The organism is Mucilaginibacter sp. P4_A11 (genome assembly GCF_056402535.1).
Genome location: NZ_JBFUHE010000014.1, coordinates 126,595 through 145,674, shown reverse-complemented (window position 1 = coordinate 145,674; position 19,080 = coordinate 126,595). Strand labels below are relative to the sequence as shown.

The 19,080-nt window shown below is 41.0% G+C and carries 23 protein-coding genes; 9 read left to right on the top strand and 14 right to left on the bottom strand.

Annotated elements, in window-relative coordinates:
• Position 1 precedes the first annotated feature (1 nt).
• Positions 2 to 766 (bottom strand): hypothetical protein, encoded by a 765-nt coding sequence (locus AC1DUD_RS23985; RefSeq protein ID WP_477379133.1) that lies wholly within the window; start codon positions 764 to 766, stop codon positions 2 to 4.
• Between the two features lie 88 nt (positions 767 to 854).
• A complete protein-coding gene (locus AC1DUD_RS23980) occupies positions 855 to 1,505 on the bottom strand; it encodes an HAD family hydrolase (RefSeq protein WP_477379131.1) in 651 nt (216 codons plus the stop codon).
• Between the two features lie 467 nt (positions 1,506 to 1,972).
• Here AC1DUD_RS23980 and AC1DUD_RS23975 point away from each other — a divergent pair, with 467 nt between their 5' ends.
• Both AC1DUD_RS23975 and AC1DUD_RS23970 read left to right on the top strand, forming a co-directional pair.
• Positions 1,973 to 2,167: a cold-shock protein gene (locus AC1DUD_RS23975; RefSeq protein WP_110587018.1), complete on the top strand. Its 195-nt coding sequence runs from the start codon at positions 1,973 to 1,975 to the stop codon at positions 2,165 to 2,167.
• A 188-nt stretch (positions 2,168 to 2,355) separates the two neighbouring features.
• A complete protein-coding gene (locus tag AC1DUD_RS23970; RefSeq protein ID WP_477379128.1) occupies positions 2,356 to 2,742 on the top strand; it encodes a YtxH domain-containing protein in 387 nt (128 codons plus the stop codon).
• 72 nt (positions 2,743 to 2,814) lie between these two features.
• On the opposite strand, the gene AC1DUD_RS23965 is transcribed toward AC1DUD_RS23970, so the two are convergent.
• On the bottom strand, positions 2,815 to 4,680 hold the full coding sequence (locus AC1DUD_RS23965; protein WP_477379126.1) for a M1 family metallopeptidase: 1,866 nt from the start codon (positions 4,678 to 4,680) through the stop codon (positions 2,815 to 2,817).
• 276 nt (positions 4,681 to 4,956) lie between these two features.
• On the bottom strand, positions 4,957 to 5,463 hold the full coding sequence (locus AC1DUD_RS23960) for a DUF892 family protein (RefSeq protein ID WP_477379124.1): 507 nt from the start codon (positions 5,461 to 5,463) through the stop codon (positions 4,957 to 4,959).
• Positions 5,464 to 5,602: 139 nt separating this feature from the next.
• On the opposite strand from AC1DUD_RS23960, the gene AC1DUD_RS23955 reads away from it, so the two are divergent.
• A complete protein-coding gene (locus AC1DUD_RS23955) occupies positions 5,603 to 6,553 on the top strand; it encodes a Smr/MutS family protein (protein ID WP_477379122.1) in 951 nt (316 codons plus the stop codon).
• 285 nt (positions 6,554 to 6,838) lie between these two features.
• Here AC1DUD_RS23955 and AC1DUD_RS23950 read toward each other — a convergent pair whose 3' ends face one another.
• From AC1DUD_RS23950 to AC1DUD_RS23930, 5 genes are all read right to left on the bottom strand, one after another.
• A complete protein-coding gene (locus AC1DUD_RS23950; protein WP_477379120.1) occupies positions 6,839 to 7,711 on the bottom strand; it encodes a creatininase family protein in 873 nt (290 codons plus the stop codon).
• Between the two features lie 104 nt (positions 7,712 to 7,815).
• A complete protein-coding gene (locus tag AC1DUD_RS23945) occupies positions 7,816 to 9,684 on the bottom strand; it encodes a tetratricopeptide repeat-containing sensor histidine kinase (protein ID WP_477379118.1) in 1,869 nt (622 codons plus the stop codon).
• A 216-nt stretch (positions 9,685 to 9,900) separates the two neighbouring features.
• On the bottom strand, positions 9,901 to 10,602 hold the full coding sequence (locus AC1DUD_RS23940) for an NUDIX hydrolase (protein ID WP_477379116.1): 702 nt from the start codon (positions 10,600 to 10,602) through the stop codon (positions 9,901 to 9,903).
• Between the two features lie 167 nt (positions 10,603 to 10,769).
• Positions 10,770 to 11,192, bottom strand: a complete 423-nt coding sequence (locus tag AC1DUD_RS23935; protein WP_477379114.1) for a secondary thiamine-phosphate synthase enzyme YjbQ — start codon at positions 11,190 to 11,192, stop codon at positions 10,770 to 10,772.
• A 106-nt stretch (positions 11,193 to 11,298) separates the two neighbouring features.
• Positions 11,299 to 11,616, bottom strand: a complete 318-nt coding sequence (locus AC1DUD_RS23930; protein ID WP_477379112.1) for a hypothetical protein — start codon at positions 11,614 to 11,616, stop codon at positions 11,299 to 11,301.
• A 176-nt stretch (positions 11,617 to 11,792) separates the two neighbouring features.
• Here AC1DUD_RS23930 and AC1DUD_RS23925 point away from each other — a divergent pair, with 176 nt between their 5' ends.
• Positions 11,793 to 12,206 (top strand): VOC family protein, encoded by a 414-nt coding sequence (locus AC1DUD_RS23925; protein WP_477379110.1) that lies wholly within the window; start codon positions 11,793 to 11,795, stop codon positions 12,204 to 12,206.
• Between the two features lie 2 nt (positions 12,207 to 12,208).
• Here the strand turns inward: AC1DUD_RS23925 and AC1DUD_RS23920 are convergent, their stop codons facing one another.
• On the bottom strand, positions 12,209 to 12,601 hold the full coding sequence (locus AC1DUD_RS23920; protein ID WP_477379107.1) for a hypothetical protein: 393 nt from the start codon (positions 12,599 to 12,601) through the stop codon (positions 12,209 to 12,211).
• 140 nt (positions 12,602 to 12,741) lie between these two features.
• Between AC1DUD_RS23920 and AC1DUD_RS23915 the strand changes: the two genes are divergently transcribed.
• The 3 genes from AC1DUD_RS23915 to AC1DUD_RS23905 all read left to right on the top strand — a co-directional run bounded on the left by AC1DUD_RS23915 (position 12,742) and on the right by AC1DUD_RS23905 (position 14,225).
• Complete coding sequence (locus AC1DUD_RS23915) at positions 12,742 to 13,680, top strand: sugar phosphate isomerase/epimerase family protein (protein WP_477379105.1); 939 nt, start codon at positions 12,742 to 12,744, stop codon at positions 13,678 to 13,680.
• 71 nt (positions 13,681 to 13,751) lie between these two features.
• A complete protein-coding gene (locus tag AC1DUD_RS23910; protein WP_477379103.1) occupies positions 13,752 to 13,925 on the top strand; it encodes a hypothetical protein in 174 nt (57 codons plus the stop codon).
• 45 nt (positions 13,926 to 13,970) lie between these two features.
• Positions 13,971 to 14,225, top strand: coding sequence for a hypothetical protein (locus AC1DUD_RS23905; RefSeq protein ID WP_477379101.1), 255 nt, complete (start codon positions 13,971 to 13,973; stop codon positions 14,223 to 14,225).
• A 32-nt stretch (positions 14,226 to 14,257) separates the two neighbouring features.
• Here AC1DUD_RS23905 and AC1DUD_RS23900 read toward each other — a convergent pair whose 3' ends face one another.
• Both AC1DUD_RS23900 and AC1DUD_RS23895 read right to left on the bottom strand, forming a co-directional pair.
• The gene (locus AC1DUD_RS23900; protein ID WP_477379099.1) at positions 14,258 to 14,647 is read right to left on the bottom strand and encodes a response regulator; all 390 of its coding nucleotides are present in this window, start codon (positions 14,645 to 14,647) and stop codon (positions 14,258 to 14,260) included.
• A gap of 255 nt (positions 14,648 to 14,902) precedes the next feature.
• Entirely contained in the window at positions 14,903 to 15,256 is a 354-nt protein-coding gene (locus tag AC1DUD_RS23895) for a VOC family protein (RefSeq protein WP_477379097.1), read from the bottom strand.
• Between the two features lie 239 nt (positions 15,257 to 15,495).
• Between AC1DUD_RS23895 and AC1DUD_RS23890 the strand changes: the two genes are divergently transcribed.
• The gene (locus AC1DUD_RS23890) at positions 15,496 to 16,590 is read left to right on the top strand and encodes an acyltransferase family protein (RefSeq protein ID WP_477379095.1); all 1,095 of its coding nucleotides are present in this window, start codon (positions 15,496 to 15,498) and stop codon (positions 16,588 to 16,590) included.
• An 89-nt stretch (positions 16,591 to 16,679) separates the two neighbouring features.
• Here the strand turns inward: AC1DUD_RS23890 and AC1DUD_RS23885 are convergent, their stop codons facing one another.
• Positions 16,680 to 17,300 (bottom strand): hypothetical protein, encoded by a 621-nt coding sequence (locus AC1DUD_RS23885; RefSeq protein ID WP_477379093.1) that lies wholly within the window; start codon positions 17,298 to 17,300, stop codon positions 16,680 to 16,682.
• 371 nt (positions 17,301 to 17,671) lie between these two features.
• Between AC1DUD_RS23885 and AC1DUD_RS23880 the strand changes: the two genes are divergently transcribed.
• Positions 17,672 to 18,253 carry an RNA polymerase sigma factor gene (locus AC1DUD_RS23880; protein WP_477379091.1) on the top strand — a complete coding sequence of 194 codons (582 nt, stop codon included), beginning with the start codon at positions 17,672 to 17,674 and terminating at the stop codon, positions 18,251 to 18,253.
• 24 nt (positions 18,254 to 18,277) lie between these two features.
• On the opposite strand, the gene AC1DUD_RS23875 is transcribed toward AC1DUD_RS23880, so the two are convergent.
• Complete coding sequence (locus AC1DUD_RS23875) at positions 18,278 to 19,078, bottom strand: SDR family NAD(P)-dependent oxidoreductase (protein ID WP_477379089.1); 801 nt, start codon at positions 19,076 to 19,078, stop codon at positions 18,278 to 18,280.
• Positions 19,079 to 19,080 lie beyond the last annotated feature (2 nt).

Here is a 19,080-nt window from a genome sequence, read left to right as displayed (position 1 = left end):
ACTATCTGAACCTGTAGCCAAGTCTTAGCTGCACATAGTTACCGGCTTCAACAATAGCAATAAAGTTTTTGATCTGCATAAAATAGGCGGCGGTTACAATACCAGGATTATAAACCCTGTAATTGTAATCGCTGTTTTTATTTCGATATACGTTGTCGTTACCAAATGTACCGCCCCAGAAAAGCCTGAAGCCAAACTGGTTGGCAACTTTGTTGGTGTGAAATATGATCTCGGTTGTGCCGCCTAAGGTAAAGAGATTGGCGCGAGGGTCGGTAAAAAAGCCAGGTTTATCGGTAATAGCCCTCCTGAAGTTAAGATAATCGCCAAATTCATGACTGTAGGCCGCTTCAAAGCCAATAAAGCGAAAATCGACATGTCTGCCGCTTACAAAAAAGTTACCTGATAATCTTCCTCCTGCCGCTCCAAAAAACTTATTTTTAAAATAGTTGGGATCTTGCGGCTGCAACTCGCCATTATGATAATTTCCTAAGCTACCAAAAGCACCGTAAGCCAGGTTGAAATGATCAAATACATGTGCTCGGCTAAAATTGAGCTGTGCGCTAACCAGCTCGTCCGAATAATTAGGGCTTTCATCAACTACCAGCGCCCCCGAAATATAATTGGCCGATTTAATAGCATCGGCAGATACAGGCTTAGGCAGGTATGCAATATCACTATGGTGCATGGCCGGCGCGTAAATATGATCACTGCATGAGCTGATGATCATGCCGCCCAATAATAAAAGCAAGCTGAATTTAAGTTTCATCGTAAAAAGGTCCAGATCAGGTTTATAAATAAGGTTCTGAACAATAATACGTTAAAACAAGCAATATTATAACAATCCCTACTAATTATTATACCAGGCTGCTAAAAAAGTCATCCGTAAAGTCGCCGGCAAAATGAATTACGTTTTGCAGCGTTTCAAATTCTTCTTGCTGATGGGTAGTGGTAAGCACCACAGCTTTCATACCTGCGTTAGCAGCAGCTTCGGCACCTTTGGGTACGTCTTCAAACACCAGGCAATCCGTTGGAGCAGTGTTTAACAGTTCGGCAGCTTTTAAAAACGTTTCGGGATGTGGTTTGCTCAGCGCTACATCGTCGGCACTTACTATGGCCTTAAAATAATGCCTGATGTTAAGGTTATCCAGGACAAAATCGATATTAAAAGGAATTGCTGCCGAGCCTATGGCCATCGGGATCCCGTTTTGATAAGCTTTTTCTAAAAATTCGTGCAAGCCAGGTAAAAGCGCCAGGTGGGGTAAAAACTCGTCCTGGTAACGCTGTTCCTTGAGGAGGGAGAGCCTGTTCATTTCTTCGGTAGTAAAACGGTTGGGGCCAAACATGCGTACCAATACTTCCTGGTTTTTACCGTACATCTGTGGTTTTACTTCGTCCCAGGTAAAATTAGCGCCCAGGTCGGTATTTAAAAGGTATTGCCATGCTTTGGTGTGGAACGGCATATCATTGATCATGGTGCCGTTAAGGTCAAATATAAAGGCCTTCATTAGTATTATTCAATTTTATAGATACAAACCACTTCGCGGTTGCTGGTGTAAACTTAATCTTTTTTAAAAACTAAAGCTCCAATGACATCGTATATTCTTTAAACACATCGACAGATAATTTTTAGTACAGGATAATGTGATGCTGGATGTAGCTGAAAAAGTAAAGTGTGTGGTTTGAGGCTTTTTGGTTGTGAATATTTTTTTAGCGAGCCCCCTGGCCTAAAAGCCGGGGGGCTTTTTTTTAATATAATAGAGCGGGCCGTAATGAGCCGAATAAAAGTATGTAGAATAGTAGAAGATCCTGATGATATGCTACAGGATAGTCGTTGGGTAATAGTAGCCTGATCAGTAACCTGTTAATGGGTTGATACATCCCTGCTTGTTTGGTTTGAATCTAAATTACCCTTTACGGATTGTTTGATTACGGTAAATTATAGCTACCTTGGCCGCATTAATAAAATAAAACAATGCAAAATCAAGGAACAGTAAAATTTTTCAATGAAACAAAAGGTTTCGGATTCATCGTGCCAAGCAATGGCGGTCCAGAAATTTTTGTTCATTCAACAGGCCTTATCGACGAAGTTCGTGAAAACGATACCGTTGAATACGAAGTTGAAAATGGCCGTAAAGGTCTTAACGCGGTAAATGTAAAAGTTATATAATTATAATATAATCATTAAGCCTACAAGGCACTCAATTTTTTGAGTGCCTTTTTTTTGTTGCTTTGTTTTTTGTTAACCTGTAGTGTACCTCACCTTAATATTTGAATGTTACCTTCATATAAAACTGGCATTGTTGTTGTTTAACCTGTAATATCATAAATCGACTACACATAAAACAAAGAAAGAACATGAAAGATCAAGCAAAAATTATAGCAGCACTATTGGTAGGTGCAGCAGCGGGCGCAGCTTTGGGTTTATTGTTAGCTCCTGAAAAAGGCACTGAATTAAGAGGCGATATTGCCGATTATATAAACGACCTTGTTGATACCGCCAAAAACAAGGCGCAAACAACAGCCGGAGAGATCAAAGATTACAGCAATAATGTAATTGATAAAGCTAAAACCAAGTTTAGCGGTACTGTTAGCGACCTTTGGGATGCTAAAGATAAAGCTGTTGACGCTGTTAAATCAACAGCTGATGATGTTGCAGGCAAAGCGAGTGATGTTGCCGATGAAGCAAAATCAAAAGCCAAAACAACAGCTAACGACTGGAATAATTCTGTACAAAACGCATAATATTTAGTACTATCATAAAATAATAAAACCCTGCCAGTTGGCAGGGTTTTATTATTTACAGGCATTTTTTTATTATTTATTCCAGGTATTGTTACTTTCATCGGCATCCATAAATATGCCGCCATCTAAAGTAACTGATTTAATGGTTTTGTTGGTTTTGAGATCTACAGCAATTTGCTTTTGATTTTTTTCCCAAACGGCAGGTGTTTGATGAATACTCTCGGCCGAACCATCTGCATAAGTAACCTTTACATCAAACGGAACCACAAAACCGCCTACGTTTTTAATAGTTGCGGTGTAACCGCCTGCTACTTTGGTAACACTTTTTAAAGAGAGATCAATGTAATAATTGGTAAAGAACCAGTTATTGAAAAACCAATCGAGGTTTTTACCTGTGATATTGCTCATCGAGTTAAAATAATCCCACGGTATTGGGTGTTTGCCATGCCAGCGGTCCATATAGCCATGTAAGGCTTTTTTAAACAGCACATCGCCCAGCATATCTTTCAGGGCAAAATAACTTAGTGATGGTTTACCGTATGAGTTATTACCGTATCCTCCTCTTAACTCGCTTGATGGAGTGATAACCGGCAGGTCTTCGGCAGTTACGGCATCATGGATCCACCTGTCAACGCGAAAGGTTTTGTATAAAGTTTCGGCTTTTTCTTTGCCCACTTCTGATGTGCCTATCAGCAATTCAAAAGTGGTTGCCCAGCCCTCATCCATAAAGGCATAACGGCTCTCGTTTATACCCATGTAAAAAGGGAAATAGGTATGCGCTATCTCATGATCCTGCACAAATTGCGAAAAACGCACATCATTAGTGTGGCTGTCGTTTACCATCATAGGGTATTCCATATCGGCGAAACCCTGGAATGATGTCATTTTAGGAAATGGATATGGTACACCTGGCCAGTTGTGTGACAGCCAGCCTAATGAATTACGACCGTTTTGTACAGCGTGGTGAAAATCTTCTGAGCTATCTAAAAAAGCGGCCTGCATGCTGGCACGGCGGTTTGTAGCATCGTCCACAACAACGCTGGCAGCATCCCATACATAATGATCGCTGATACCTACAGCCATGTCGCTGATATCATTGGCGGTCCAGGTCCAGGTGTTCATGTCTTTTTGAGCGGTTACCTTATGGGCGGCAAGTTCGGCAGCTGATGCAATGTTAATAGTTGAATCGCTGGTGAACGAAGCCTGTAAGCGCTTTGCATATTCTGGCTGTAATACTTCGTTAGGGTTTTGCAGGGTGCCTGTAGCCCAAACTACATAGTTTTTGGGCGCGGTAACATGCAGGGTATAATCGTTAAAATCATTATAAAACTCCTGAGCGTCTAAGAAAGGTAACCTATCCCAGCCATTGTAATCGTCATAAACCGATACCCGCGGATAAAAATAAGCCAGGTAACAAGTAGTTGAATCGATCATGCCTTCGCGGCCACTCTCTTTTGAAATTTCAAAATGCCAGCCAATGTCAAGCTTAACCGAATCATGCGGCAGTAACGGTTTACTTAAGCCTACCATTTGATTTGTTGATCCTGATGCAACTTTTTTTGCTTCGCCATTAATTAAGAAGCTATCAAATTGGATGCCCGGTGTAAGATAGTCGGCTGCTGCATCACCAAAACGGGCGGCGCCCGGCTTATGAATGTTCAGGATCAGCTTCATGTTAAGCCTTTTTAAAGTATCAGGGCTGTTGTTAACATAAGTGATCTGTTCTGTACCTTTTACGGTACGATTTTGAGGCACCGCTGTAATACTGATATTATAGCGGCCATAATTTTGCCAGTACTTTTTGCCGGGGCGGCCATCGGCCGACCGGGTCTCATTTTTAAATGCTTTTTGTATATCACGGGGCATATACAAGGTTTGAGCCTTAACCTGTACAAAAACAATGCAGGATAAGGCAGATAAAATAATGGGTTTGATCATACGTCTTAAATTTCAGTCGCCAATTTAAATCAATTGGATTAAATAACGATATGCGGGAAGCATTAATCAGGAAATTTTAGAGTAAAAACCAGCTGATAAATCGTCGTAATACCATGTATTTGTAACAAAGCTGTCACAAAGTTTATTTATGAATAAATATTTTGCGGTATCGGATATATTTTTTTTTACTTTGTTATCAGTTATTTTAATAGGGGTATTAAATAACTAACATTTAAGCCATCTGCGCTATGCGGATGGCTTTCTTATTTTATGCCTTTATTCGGTAACGATATATTCTTTGGAAATGAGCGTGAAAAGCTCATCGTTATCAATTGATTCGTCCTTGCATTCGGTAAGCAGTTGCTGTGCCTCGGCATAATTAAGCTGTTTAGCAACCATAATAAGCATATGACATGAGGTTATATTAATATGCTCAAGCAGTTGCAGATACATCATAATATCCATATCCAGCAATACCGGGATAGTTTGCGCTTCGTCAAGGCAAAATTCATCCTTAACAATGGACTTTATAGGGTTACAGTTTTTATCTGACGGCGTTTCATTGATCAGTGTATAGATCTCATTCATCCTGCTTATCTGCTTTTTGATATCTTCCCAAAACTCCTGTATGGCTTGCTGCAGCGCTGTAAATGAGGCAAGGCTTTTCAGGTGTTCAAGGTGCTTGTCAAGGTAGCATTTGCCAAAATAGATGCGGTTTAGGTTGTGGACAAATACCTGTTTTAATAAAACGGCATCTAATGTTTTAGGGGTATTGTTGCTCATGGTATGAAATTAAAAGTATCCGGTTAAAATTGATGTTTCTTAAAATCTGTTACTCAAACTTACTTTAAAAATAAGTAAGTTTTATTATCGGGGTGGATGTGCCCGGATAAATTAACTTTGCACGGTAATAACATATGCTATGAAATATAAATTAGGCGATTTTGTTCGGTTTGTTGATGAAAAAATGGAAGGTTTTGTTACCCGCATTATTGATGAGCAAATGATAGGCGTTACCGGCGACGACGATTTTGAGATCCCTGTGCTTGCCAGTAAAGTAACTTATGTGCATGGTTACCAGCCGGCCGGAACAGCTAAAAGTACTAATATCACAGATGAAAAGCCTATTCCTGCAGGCGAGTTTATAAAAAATGGCGTTTACATAGGTGTGGTTACTGATGCCAAAGCTAATTCCGTAGTTCATTTTCATTTGATCAATGAAACTTCGTTTCAGTTACTGGCTACTTTAACAACCGATAAGCAACAAGTGTTTAAAGGCGAATTTGCCGGGATAGTAGGTCCTAAATCAACTGAAAATATTTATTCAGCCCAACTGGCCGATCTACAGGTTTGGCCTAAATTTATTTTCAGTGTTTTATTCAACACTAAACAAAATGTTGAACCACCGGCACCATTAGCTGTGCATGAAAAGTTTAAAGCGAAAGACTTTTCGACCACCAAAAAAAACATCCTACTGCTTAACCAGCCAGGTTGGCTCATCAGGCTCGACGAGCCAGAACTGGTTATAGATGCCCAAAAACTAAAAGAAAGCTTTTTTGAAACGCCGATTGAAAAAGTGGTAATTGAAAAACCGGTCAGCGAAGTTGACCTGCACATAGAAAAGCTACGTGATGACTACCAGTTTTTAACAAGTTCGGAGATCATGGAAATCCAGCTGGCCCATTTTCACAAAGCGCTGGATGCAGCTATTGTTCATCAGTTGCCCGATATTACTTTTATACATGGCGCGGGCAACGGCACACTACGTAATGAGCTGCACAAACAATTAGGCCGGCATAAAAAGGTACAAACCTTTATGGATGCCCGTAAAGAGAAATTTGGCTACGGTGCTACCAAGGTACTGTTGAAGTAGTGTTTGACGCTCCCTCAGGTTAACGTCCCATCAGGGTCTCTCGCAGAGGACCCTGATGTATACGCTATGCAGATTTGCTGTTCCGAATATTCCGTTAGATGGTTAGAGGGCGGTGAACCTCAGGGTCCTCTGCGAGAGACCCTGAGGGAACATGAACTCACAGAGGACCCTGATGGACATGTGATATAGGAGGGTCGGCCTATCCGCACGAGTCTTCGACTGGCTCAGACTGACAGGCACCCTTTGTCGTCTTTATCTTCAAAGTCCAACTGGTTGCTTGATAAATTACTTATTCAACGCATCTACTTTATCAAAAAACTCATTTTGTAATTTAATGGTACTTGTATCTGCCTTTATGGCCTTGAGGGCCTGTACAAAGCTGGCTATCTCATGCTCGGCTATGAATTTTCCAAACTCCGGCGTGGCTTTAGCGCCTTCGCCGGCGTAGTGGTTAGGGTAAGCGGCGTACCACCATATAGGGGTGTAAATGTTGGCCAGGTTTAACCGGTGCTGGTTATCGCCTGATTGCGACGCCGCCCTGTCCATCTTCATCAGGTCGGGACGGTAGTATAGCATCGAAGCAGTTTCGCTTTCGCCGGCATGCTGATCGCCATCAATGGCCGACTTATGCATTTTTCGGTACTCTGCATTATATTCCTTGTCGCCTCCTTCCGGATTGTAAAAATATACCGCATAGTTATGCCGTTTGTTGAGTAGCGATTGCATAAAGAATTGGATAAACTCGGGGTTACCGCCATGCCCGTTCAGGATCACTATTTTATCAAACCCGTTGCGGGCTATCTCATCGCAGGTAGCCTCCAGTAAATCCCAGATCACTTTGCTGGGCAGGGCGAAGGTTCCGGGTTGATGACGGGCCTCATTGATCTGCCCGTAAAAATAATCAGGAAATACAACCGCATATTCTGATTTAACTGCATGGGCAGCCCACTCGCGTACGTGAATGAGGTCGGTACCGATAGGGGAGTGAGGGCCGTGTTTTTCAAGTATGCCAATGGGTAGGATACAGGTTTTTGATGATTTTTCGAGCGCCGCAGGGAAGTCAGAAGCAACAAGCTCGTCCCAGCGGGCGGGTATTTGCTGGGCAAAGGAATGCACAGAAAGCAGCAGGGCCACAAACAGTAGTAAGTAAGTTTTCATAAATTAAAGGTTTAATAACAAGTTATAGCAAACTGTATTTGATCTGAAATTTACGAACTTAAACTATTGTTTTTCAAGTGGTAATTTAAAAATTACAATAGGGGTTAACGGCTGTCGGGCAATGAATAACAGAAAGCAGCGCCCCTAACCGGGTTGTTTTCAACCCAGATGCGGCCGTTCATTTTTTCGGTAAAATCTTTACAGATCATGAGGGCTACGCCTGCACCTTTTTCCTTTTCATTACTGTACTGCATGTTCGCTTTAAAATTGAACAACAGTTGAAGTTTATCGGGCGAGATGCCTTTTCCTTCGTCTTGTATACAAACAGTTACGTCATTCTCACCTTTTGATGCGTTTATAGTAATGATTGAATTATTGGGCGAAAATTTAATGGCGTTATGTATAAAATTGCGGTGTATAAATTGTACCAACTCTTTATCGGCATAAATAATAATAGCCGGATCAATTGTAATAACGAACGTAAGTCCACAGTCTTTGGCTATTAAATAAAATGGTTGTATAGCCTCATCAATAAGCTCTTTTAAAGGCAGGGGAACAGCTTTATAATCAAAGCCCGATAGCTGCTGTTTGATCCATTGCAATATGTTTTCAAAAATCTCCAGCGAGATATTTGAAGAATGCTCCATGGTATCAACAAGGTCCATCAACTCTTCTCTTGTAAAAGAATCTGCGTCTTTAAGTACTGTTGCCAGCGTTTTTAGAGCACCTATCGGCTGCCTGAAATCATGTGCAAGAATGGATACCAGCCGGTTGTTAAACTCATGGTCTATCTCCAGTTTTTGATTGCGTAACTGTACCGAGTGGTTAAGTTCTTCTAATGTTTGGCCATGTTTTTTCTTGAGGTTATACAGGCGGTATGTAAACACCACGGTAATGGCTGTTATCACAAATAAAATACCCAGTACAATGGCAAGCACCTGCCTGTTTTGGCTCCTGATAGTTATAGCTTCAAGTTCCTGGTCTTTAAGTGCATAATCAATGTAATCGAAGCCGGATGTATTAGCGAATTTTTCTTCATCTTCATAAAGCTTCAGTAATTTTTCGCTGTAGCGCTGCACCTCACCAAGGTTGTTTTGGGCGATATAAATATCATATAATTTTTTCCCAAAGAACTTTTCATAGTAATGATAACCGCTTTTTTCGGCAATGGAAAGCCCTTGTTTATAATATGCAACAGCTTTAGCAGTATCGTTGGTCAGGTAAAGGTCGCCAAGGTTAATGATTATATCAAGGCTTAAGTATGATAGTTCCATTGCCAAACCGTTGTTAGCAGCCTGCTGTAATAATGCTATACCTTTTTCACGCTGATTGTTTTGCAGGTATAGCAGGCCCTGGATCTGGTCTGCTTCAACCAGCATGCGTTTATCATTAAATCGTACTCCTATCGCCCGCGCTTTTTTAAGATAAATTTCTACCGAATCTTTTGGCACTTGCTCCGGGTATAAAAGCAGGTAATTACATAGCACCAATGACATGATAGAATCGCGCTGTAGCGTTTTTCCTGTGTTTATCGCACGTTTAAAAAAATCAATCGCTTTTTTATTTTCCTGGGTTTCATTAAATACCAGGCCAATGTTCATCAAACCCTGTATAACGTTTGATGTATCTTTTAATTCTTTATAAAGATTATAGGCTTCATTATAATAACGGAGCGAAAGCTGCAAATTGCCCTTTAGATCATAAACAATTCCTATGGCATTCAGGGCGTCGGCTTTACCTGCTTTATAATCAAGTCGTTCAGCTATATTTCTTGCTTTTTTAGCATAATAAAAAGCACTGTCTATATTTTGCTCATACATAAGCATACCCAACCGGTTAAGTGTATTTACATACCGAATGCTATCGCGAATTAAGGGTAGGTCTTTTTTTAGCTTATTAACCTCCCTGAACTGGCCGAAACATACGGATACAGCAAGCAGAAGCAATACTAAGAAGCTTACGGTTTTTCTCATTAACTGATATCAGCAAACAGGCCTTTTGTTAAAGATATGGCCTAAATCTGTTATACGTACAAAAAATAGTATGGTTGGATAATGTTAAATAAAAATAGGATCGGCTACGATTAGTTTTAACTGTTATTCGGTGATATTGTGGTATAGCGCTTTCGTGTTTAATACCCTTATTATAATATTACCGACGATTAAGTTGAACGTTTTACCTAAATGTTATTATAACGAATCGGGGTTAGGAATAAAGTTCATAAATGCCTGGAATTTGGCATAGTAATTTTGCATGTTAAGCTGGTAATAATAAGCGCCGCGTTTGGAACCTGCTTTGTCTTTATCGGCGAGCTTAATAAGCAAGCCGGTTGCCAGTACCCTTTTACTGAAATTACGCTTATCAATAGTGGTATTAAACACGCTTTCGTAAAGTGTTTGTAATTGTGGGATGGTGAACTTGGTAGGCAAAAGCTCAAACAGAATTGGGTGCATAGCAGCTTTGTAACGGATGCGCTTGCGGGCTTGTTCAACCATTTCCTGCTGATCAAATATCAATTTAGGGGCGCGTTTAAGCTGAAACCATTCGGCCTGGTAATCATCACTGATCTGGGTTTCATATTTGTGGATATCAACCAGCGCAAAATATGCAACAGATACTGTACGCTCAATAGGGTCACGTTGGGGCTGCCCAAAAGAATATAACTGTTCAAGGTACACGCCCTCCAGGCCGGTTAATTGCTTAAGGATCCGGTTGGCGCTCTGGTCAAGGCTTTCATCGGGCTGAACAAAGCCACCCATCAGGCTCCAGTTTCCCTTTTCGGGCTGAAAACCTCTTTTTATCAATAAAATCTTTAAAACCTCGCCATCAAAGCCAAAAATGATACAATCAACAGCTAATAATAACCTTGTTTGCTTGGAATACTTGAGCATTTATAAACAGTAATAATTTTATGGTAAAAACAAATATAGAATAACATTCGATATAAGCAGACAAATTTGCTATGTATACCGGTTAAAAAAGTATTAATTTACAATAGTTAGTCAAATGTGTAAATTAATTGTGCTTTTTACAATAATTATTAACATTTATTCTTTATTTATTCGCCCCAGGCCGATATTATCAGCGTGCGGCTGCCGCCGTAGTTGCGGTGTTCACACAAATAAATCCCCTGCCACATGCCTAAAGCCAGTCTGCCGTTGCGGATAGGGATAGTTACTGAGCTGCCAAGCATGGCGGCTTTAAGGTGGGCGGGCATATCGTCGGGACCTTCGTCATCGTGTAGATAATCAGGATCATTTTCCGGTACGGCTTTACTGAAATACATTTCAAAATCCTGCCTGACGGTTGGATCAGCATTTTCATTGATGGTTAATGATGCCGAAGTGTGCTGGATGAATACCTGGCAAATTCCTGTTTTTAGTTCCTGTATTTGAGGCAAAGCATTAGTTACTTCAGATGTGATTAGGTGAAAACCTCTTTTGCGTTCCCTGAGCTGAAGCATTTGCTGAAATATTTTCATAAATAGTTTGCTTTATAACGATACTACAAACATACTCTATAAAGATTGTTCCATTTTTGTTTTGAAGGGTATGGAATACTAAAATTGTATACAACGTTTACGTTGTTCAGGCAGCAATTGATGGGTAAATGCTTACACCTCCGGTAGTGAACAGGCGGTTGAAGAACGCCTTTATGTTTTCGATGAAGCTTTTTCTGACCGGTTTTTCGATAGTTTGAATTTGGTCATTGTCCGGAGGCTTTGGGGTATCTGCATCCTGCATTTCTTCCAAAACAATTTCACGGATATCAGGGTCACGGTTTACGATCTCATCCAATTCGCTAAGTTCGTTGAAGGTAGCAGTGCCATTTTTTTGCCGTTTAATAAGTATTTCAAAACGGTCCTGGTTGAAAGTTCGCCTTTCCAATTGCTTGCCGTGTTTCATGATATATAAAGTAATCTTTTTTATAAACTCAAATTAAGTGCCATGTATGTATAGTGTTGATTTTCAATAAATAAACTTTTGCCTGGATTTTGAATTTGCATCATTCTGACACATGGATCGTTCGTTTTCGTGCAGAGGGAATATGTAACTTTATATGGAGTTAAGCTGATAGATAAATGAATAACATCATTACAAAACAGATCCAGGGCGTAGCCGCATTACTCCAGGTTTTTGACATGCCTGTAGCTATAGGTTTTTACCGCGATGTGCTTGGCTTTGAAATAGCACAAGCATCGGGCGAAGGTGATGATGTGGACTGGGTTTTACTCAAGTTCAACAGTATAGAACTGATGCTTAATACAGCCTACGAAAAGCAAGATCGCCCTCCCGAACCCGATGAGCAGCGCATAGCAGCCCATACTGATACCTCACTTTATTTCGGCCACCCGGATATTGATAAACTGTACAACTATTTATTAAGCAAGGGTATGCACCTTAAAGAGCCCCAAATTACCGGCTATGGGTGGAAGGCTATCCACCTGCTTGATCCCGACGGATACCTGTTGTGCTTTCACTGGCCACTGGGTTAATATTATTGCCGTTCATAGTGGTCTTCAGGTCCGTCGGCTGCAAGAGGAACCGTTCCGTAAAAGGTGAGTATTTTGCCTTCTATCCTAAAAAATGTGATGCTATTGCTTGAGGTGTCGTTATCGTACATGATCTGTTCGTGAACATTGTCATATTTGCGGGTGCGGTAAGTACCGCTTTTTATCAGGGTATCTTTTTTTAACCGCTTGTAGGTATTAGCGGTAAAGATGATAATATTGCCATTTCCGGGTTTTATTGAATTGGGATCGGGGGGCGTGCAGTAGCAGCTTGTGCCACGATACTCCCACTTGCCCATTAACTGGTCATTATTGGGAGTATTATCTTTTTTACAGCCTAACAAAATAGCGAGTACGCCAAACAGGAACAGCTTTTTCATACTATAAGTTTATAATACTTACGGTACTATAAGGCCAAACGCTACAAGCCAATCTCCGTTAGTAACAGTTTCAATACACAATTTGCGGGTATCAATTAATTGATAACTTTGGTTTAAACCAATCTATTTCCTATAAAATCATGAAACAGCATAACTTATCAAGGCGCAGGTTTATTGGCAGCGCAGTACTTGCAGCGGCCGGGGTTTTAGCATTTTCAAAATCATCATTTGCAGGCGTACTTTCAGGCCTGGCTGATAAACCCAACTCGCGCATTAACGGGGTACAGATAGGGGTGATCACCTACTCGTTCCGCAGTAAGCCTGATACTATTGATGATTTGCTTAAGTATTGCATCGATTGTAATATTAATGCCATTGAACTCATGGGTGATGCCGCAGAAATTTATGCAGGCGCACCTAAACGGGAGGCAGGCGAAGATTGGGCCGCTTTTGGCAAAAAGATAGCCGAATGGCGTGCCAATGCCCCGATAGATAAGTTTAAAGAGATCCGCAGAAAATATAATGAAGCAGGAGTAAATATTTACGCCTGGAAACCCAATGCCCTCGGCACAAAAAACAGCGATGCCGAAATTGATTATGCCTTTAACGCAGGTAAGGCCCTTGGGGTAAACCACGTAACTGTTGAGCTGCCCGACGAAGCCCAAACCAAGCGCCTTGGTGATATAGCTGCCAAACATAAAATGATGGTTGGCTACCATGCCCACACCCAGGCTACGCCAACCCTTTGGGATACTGCGCTAAGCCAGTCGAAATACAACGGAATTAACCTGGATATTGGTCATTATGTGGCGGGTACCAGCAGCAGCCCGATACCGTTTATCGAAAAATATCACGACCGTATCACCAGCATGCATATCAAAGACCGTAAGTTTCACGATGGCCCCAACCAGCCCTGGGGACAGGGTGATACCCCGATCAAAGAGGTGCTGCAATTGCTTAAAAACAACCACTATAAATTCCCGGCTACTATTGAGTTGGAGTACAAGGTCCCCGATGGATCAGACGCGGTAAAAGAGGTGAAAATTTGCCGCCAGTTTGCCGCGGATGCGCTGGCATAGGATGTTGTATTAGTTTGCCTTTAGTATTTATGCCTCATGTTTTGTAAATTTATATTCATTGAGATATAGATATGAGCAACTCATGTAGATTAAAGCTGGAATGGATCCCTGCTGCTTATAAAGAGGCAGACAATAATACTAATGATACATCCGTCGGCAAACTGAAACAAGTGCAGCCTGTAAACGGGATTTATCAAGTCGGTAATGGTTTTGCAAAACATAAGGCTTATAAAAGGAAACCATAAGGCGTTATTTGTCCAGGTTCGGCCTAATAACCTATCTTTATCGATATGGAGTCAAAAATATTTTCATACAAAGTTGATGGCATCGCGCTTGAACCGGTTAATGATCAGCTAAGCATCAGCCCGGTGTTTGATCGCAAGGAACTGCTGAATAAACTGAAAGACCTTTTTAAAGACGACGACTACAAATTGGACGAAAGAGCCCTCGACTATAAAATTAAAGACGGACAGCTTTACATTGAAGGAGTGGTAACTAAGCAGGAAGCGGCAAAGTCGATAGGGTTTATGAGCGGAAAATCGTAACGCGCTTCCATCAAAACCTTTTCCGCCAATTATCAATTAACTCTGAAACTGGTAAACGTTTCCCTGGTAACCGGTTTGGTATAATATGATTTTACATGCTGGTACTGCTTTGAACGCGTCACATCTTTTGGAAGTATCGAAAAGCTTACGATATAGATCTCAATGGTTTTCCCGATCAGGTGGTGAATTTTAGTAAATTCATCCAGAAATTCCCATCCGCTAAAAGGATTCATATAAATATCAAGAAAAATGACATCCGGGAGCTCATCTTCATTTTGTACATGTTCCCTGATATAGCGGATAGAATACTCTGCATCTGTACTGTATGTGACAGCATCAAACGCCAGGTATTTGTCCTGCATCCCTTTAATAATGGCAATATCTATTTGATTGTCATCAATGTATAAAAGTGTTTTGGCCATTAGGTTCGATTTAGATCACTACTAATATAGCTAAAAGCTATATCGATGAAATGGCTGTAACTTATACAGAGATGTCTTTGTGTAGAAGTGAGAAAAGTGAGGTGTTTTTTAATTGATTGATTGTTAGTTATTTGATGAGTTTATTTTTACAATTTTCCCATTACTGTACAATTTTGTTTTTGGTTAAAGTAGCGGGAGTAATGCGTGATTTATAGAGAAATCATCTATTAGAATGCAGCTTTGGCTGGCCTGACTTTATTGCTCTACAAAATGCCAGCAAACACCGGCGATATCGATAATATTAAACTCCTTGCCGTAAGGTTCCTGATTGATACCGCCTATACGGATATTGAACCGCTGTGGCAATTGCTTATCTATAACCATTTGGCGAAAGGCTGTTACATCGGTCACTTTTACGCTTAGCATAAAGTTTTGAGCAAAGTTAGGCTGGTCATAACGTTGCAGAATAAAACGGCAGCTATCCTTTTGAAATCCGATATAATCCCCCGAATCCCAGTTAGTTTTAAAACCCAGTTCCTGAAACAATTGTTTAGCGCCTTCAAAATCGCTGCCGGAGGGAACAAAGGGCTCAAGTGATAAAAATTCCATATGGTTTAGCAAATGATATGATAAGTAAACATAGCAAATAGCATCTGAAATTCCAGCCCGGTTTGAGGATTCCCGGAAGCATTTTGATTTGCTGAAAGCCATAAATCGTCTCAATTTTTCTTCAATTCATCTCAAAGTGGTATTTGAGCAAATAGCTGCATGATTATTTTATGGATGTTTGCCGCTACACTAACCAGTAACGCCAGGTAAATAGCAGCAGGCGTTTGAATAAATAACCAATGGAGATAGCAGAACCTGTAGTAGCAGCACCAGTATTAAAAACAAAACAGCATTTTGAGATCCTGGATGGCCTTCGTGGCATTGCGGCTATTGCCGTTGTAATATTTCATTTTATGGAATTTGTTGTTCCTGATTATAGCAAAAGCTTTATTGCACATGCTTATCTTGCTGTCGATTTCTTTTTCTGTTTATCCGGTTTTGTAATAGCTTACGCCTATGATAGTAAACTGAACAACCTGGGTATTGCGGCCTTTTTTAAGCTACGGCTTATCCGTTTACATCCCTTGGTAGTTATCGGGGCGGTTATTGGGTTATTAGCGTTTATTTTTGATCCGTTCAGTAATCTTTATACAATCTATGGGGTAGGGCAAACTTTACTTATGTTTTTGAGTTCATGCCTGCTCATTCCATACCCAATTGTGCATGAGCGATATTTTAACCTGTTCCATCTTAACCCGCCAACATGGTCGTTGTTTTGGGAGTACATTGCCAATATTTTTTATGCTCTGGTGCTGGTTAAAATGCGTAATAAAGTACTATGGCTGTTAACCATAGTTGCAGCAGTGTTGTTGTGTTATGAAGCCTTAAAGGCAGGTTACCTTGGGGTGGGCTGGGGTGGAGATACCTTTGGTGGAGGAGCCATCCGGATTTTCTACTCTTTTTTAGCAGGGATCTTAGTGTATCGCTCAAACTGGATCATTAAATCCCGCTTAGGTTTTTTACCTATTGGTTTGTTTCTGTTGATCGCGTTCCTTGTTCCTTTTTCGATTAAGGCTAACCATATAACCGATCCGCTTATCGTGATCTTTTATTTCCCATTTTTGGTAGCGCTCGGCGCCGGGGCTGGTTTATATCCCCGCTTTGCCAAAATCTGTATGTTTTCGGGTGATATTTCATACCCGCTTTATGTAATCCACTACCCGTTTTTATGGATGTTTCTGAGCTATCTGGAAGCACAAAAGCCCTCCATGGGGCAAATGATAATCATGATCCCTATTGGTGTTTTATTATTAACAGGTTTGGCTTATGTTATTATGATTTACCTGGATATCCCCGTTCGTAATTACCTGAAAAATAAGATGCGGAAAGGGTAGTGGAGGGCTTGAATACTTTCCGGTTCCATGCATTCCGGGTCCCTGACATTCTGCGCCTGTTTTTTAACAAGGATTGTTGTCATGAGGGGTTACCTGTTTTTGGTGGTATCCTTCTTTACTTTCAATTTTTCATACTTGTTAGCAATCATCACCAAACACCCGTTCCTTGCTTTTTCTATTACCTTTTTCAGATCTTTTTTAGCACTGCTATCACTTAAGCCGTGGGAGAAATGGGTGGTTACTTTAAACGAGAGACAATCCACATATTCTTTTTTTACGTTTTTGGGAAGAAGCTTAATTTCCGGGTACGAGTAAAATTGCAGCTTAAGCTGCTGTACAACTTCAGGTTGCCAGATGTCAATGTTTTTAGTGACGATCTTCGAACAGTCGGCACCCATTTTCATTACTGCTACTTTTACACTATCGGTCATTTGTTCCATCCCCGAAAGGCCGTTTGGGAACATGGCCTTCATTTTGGTAAGGCAGCATGATGAAAACTCACGCCGTACGCTGTCGGTGGTATTAAAGGTACTTGATTGCGTATAGAAGACATCATACATCTGTTGTTCCAGTTCTGGTGTCCAGCCCTTTTGTAGTTCGGCTGCTTGTCGCTGTTGATAGGCCTGCCTTCGCTGGCATCTGCTTATGGTTAAAATAAGGGAAAATAAACTTATTGCAGTAAAAATGAGCGTCCGGTAAACAGGGTGCATAAAGTGATAACGATTTAGATTTTTCTGGCGTAAAGGTAAGGTTATAATTTGATCGGCCGTGTTTGAGGTGGAAAAATACCATTGCTTTTAATGTTTGAGCGGTAGGAGGTTGTTTTTTTTAACCTGCGGCAATAAAATTGGCCTAACCACGTTAATACTTTTGCACAAAGTACAGTTACTTTGAAAAATACCGCGCTTGATGCAGGATGTGATTTTTGCTCCTTTTGTGCTGATAATCAGTTGTAAAAGCATGTTCATTCGTTAAAAAAGTACCACTACAACAGCACTACTTTAATTTATTATCATGTTTTTGCTATGTTAAATTAAAATTTACTTTTTACTTTTAGCTCACCAATTATAATTAAACTACAGTGGGTAAGAGTATTAACAACAATCATATCCAACAATTGATAGCGGGCGACGAGGCTGCTTTTGATTTGATTTATGAAGTGTATAGCAGCAAGGTTTACCGGCTGGCTTACCGTTTTCTGAAGGACGCACAGCAGAGCGAGGAAATAGTGCAGGAGTGTTTTATAAACCTTTGGACCAGCCGCGAAAAGTTGAATGCTTTAGGCGATATCTGGCTATACCTCTACGTTATTGCAAAGCGCTTATCGTTAAATTCATTAAGGCAGATGTGCCAGTCGCGCGAGTTTTCAGATAAGTTGGTAAACCACATCGCTACAGTTCATAACGATACTGAAGAGGATGTGCTGGTAAGCGACCTGGAGCAGTTTACCGAGCGGATCATCAATAAACTTCCGCGTCAGCAGCAATTGATTTTCAGGCTGAGCAGGGTGGAGCATCTTACTCACAAAGAAATTGCCGATCAGTTGCAGATCTCGCCAAATACAGTTAAAAACCATATGGTTGAGGCGCTGAAAACCCTTAAATCGCAACTGCAATACTCCGACCTTATTTTTATGCTTGCCTTGTTCTTCTGGATTAACTAAAGGCAATTCCACCCTAAACCTTTCTTAATCAAGTCTGCTTACCCTGTAATTTAATGCTGCCGTTGTACCGCCGGTTACATCAATAGTCACACCTGTTATTTGACCTGCAAGGTCTGATGCCAGGAAAACAGCGGTGTTGGCGATATCGGTCATTAAAGGGAGTTTTTTGAGCATGGTATCATTTTCCATTTTTTTGATGATAGGGGCCATAACATCAGGCATGGTATCAATGGCGTTTTTAAACACTCGCGAATCAGGCGAGCCACCCGAACGAATATTAACCACCCGGATGCCGTAAGCACCCAGCTCGGATGCCAGCGTACGTGAAAAACTTTCAACCGCGCTGCAAGCCGGGCCAAAGCCTCCTGTATGAGGATAACCAATACCTCCGGGCGTAGCGGTAAGCGATAAAATTACACCCGATCTTTGTTTCATCATTACCTTACCTGCTGCAATAGCCGTCATGAAGCGGGTTTGCATGGTAAAGGTAATGGGTTTCACAAAGTCTTCGGCTGATATTTCGGTAAGCGGAATATTTTGCACTACATCAACCCCAACGGCGTTAAAGGAAATATCAACTGTCCCGGCTTTAACTATTATTTGCTGTAAATGCCGATCAATTGCTGTCTCGTCAAATGCATCTACTACAGCTGTTTCGGCTAAACCTCCTGACGCAATAATTTCATCAGCTACTTTTTGGATGGATTCAATATGGGGCCCGGTTAAAAATACCTTCGCCTTGGCAGCTGCCAACGCCTTTGCAACCGCACTACCTAATGAACCGCCTGCCCCGTATATTACCGCGTTTTTGTTTTGGAGTATCATGA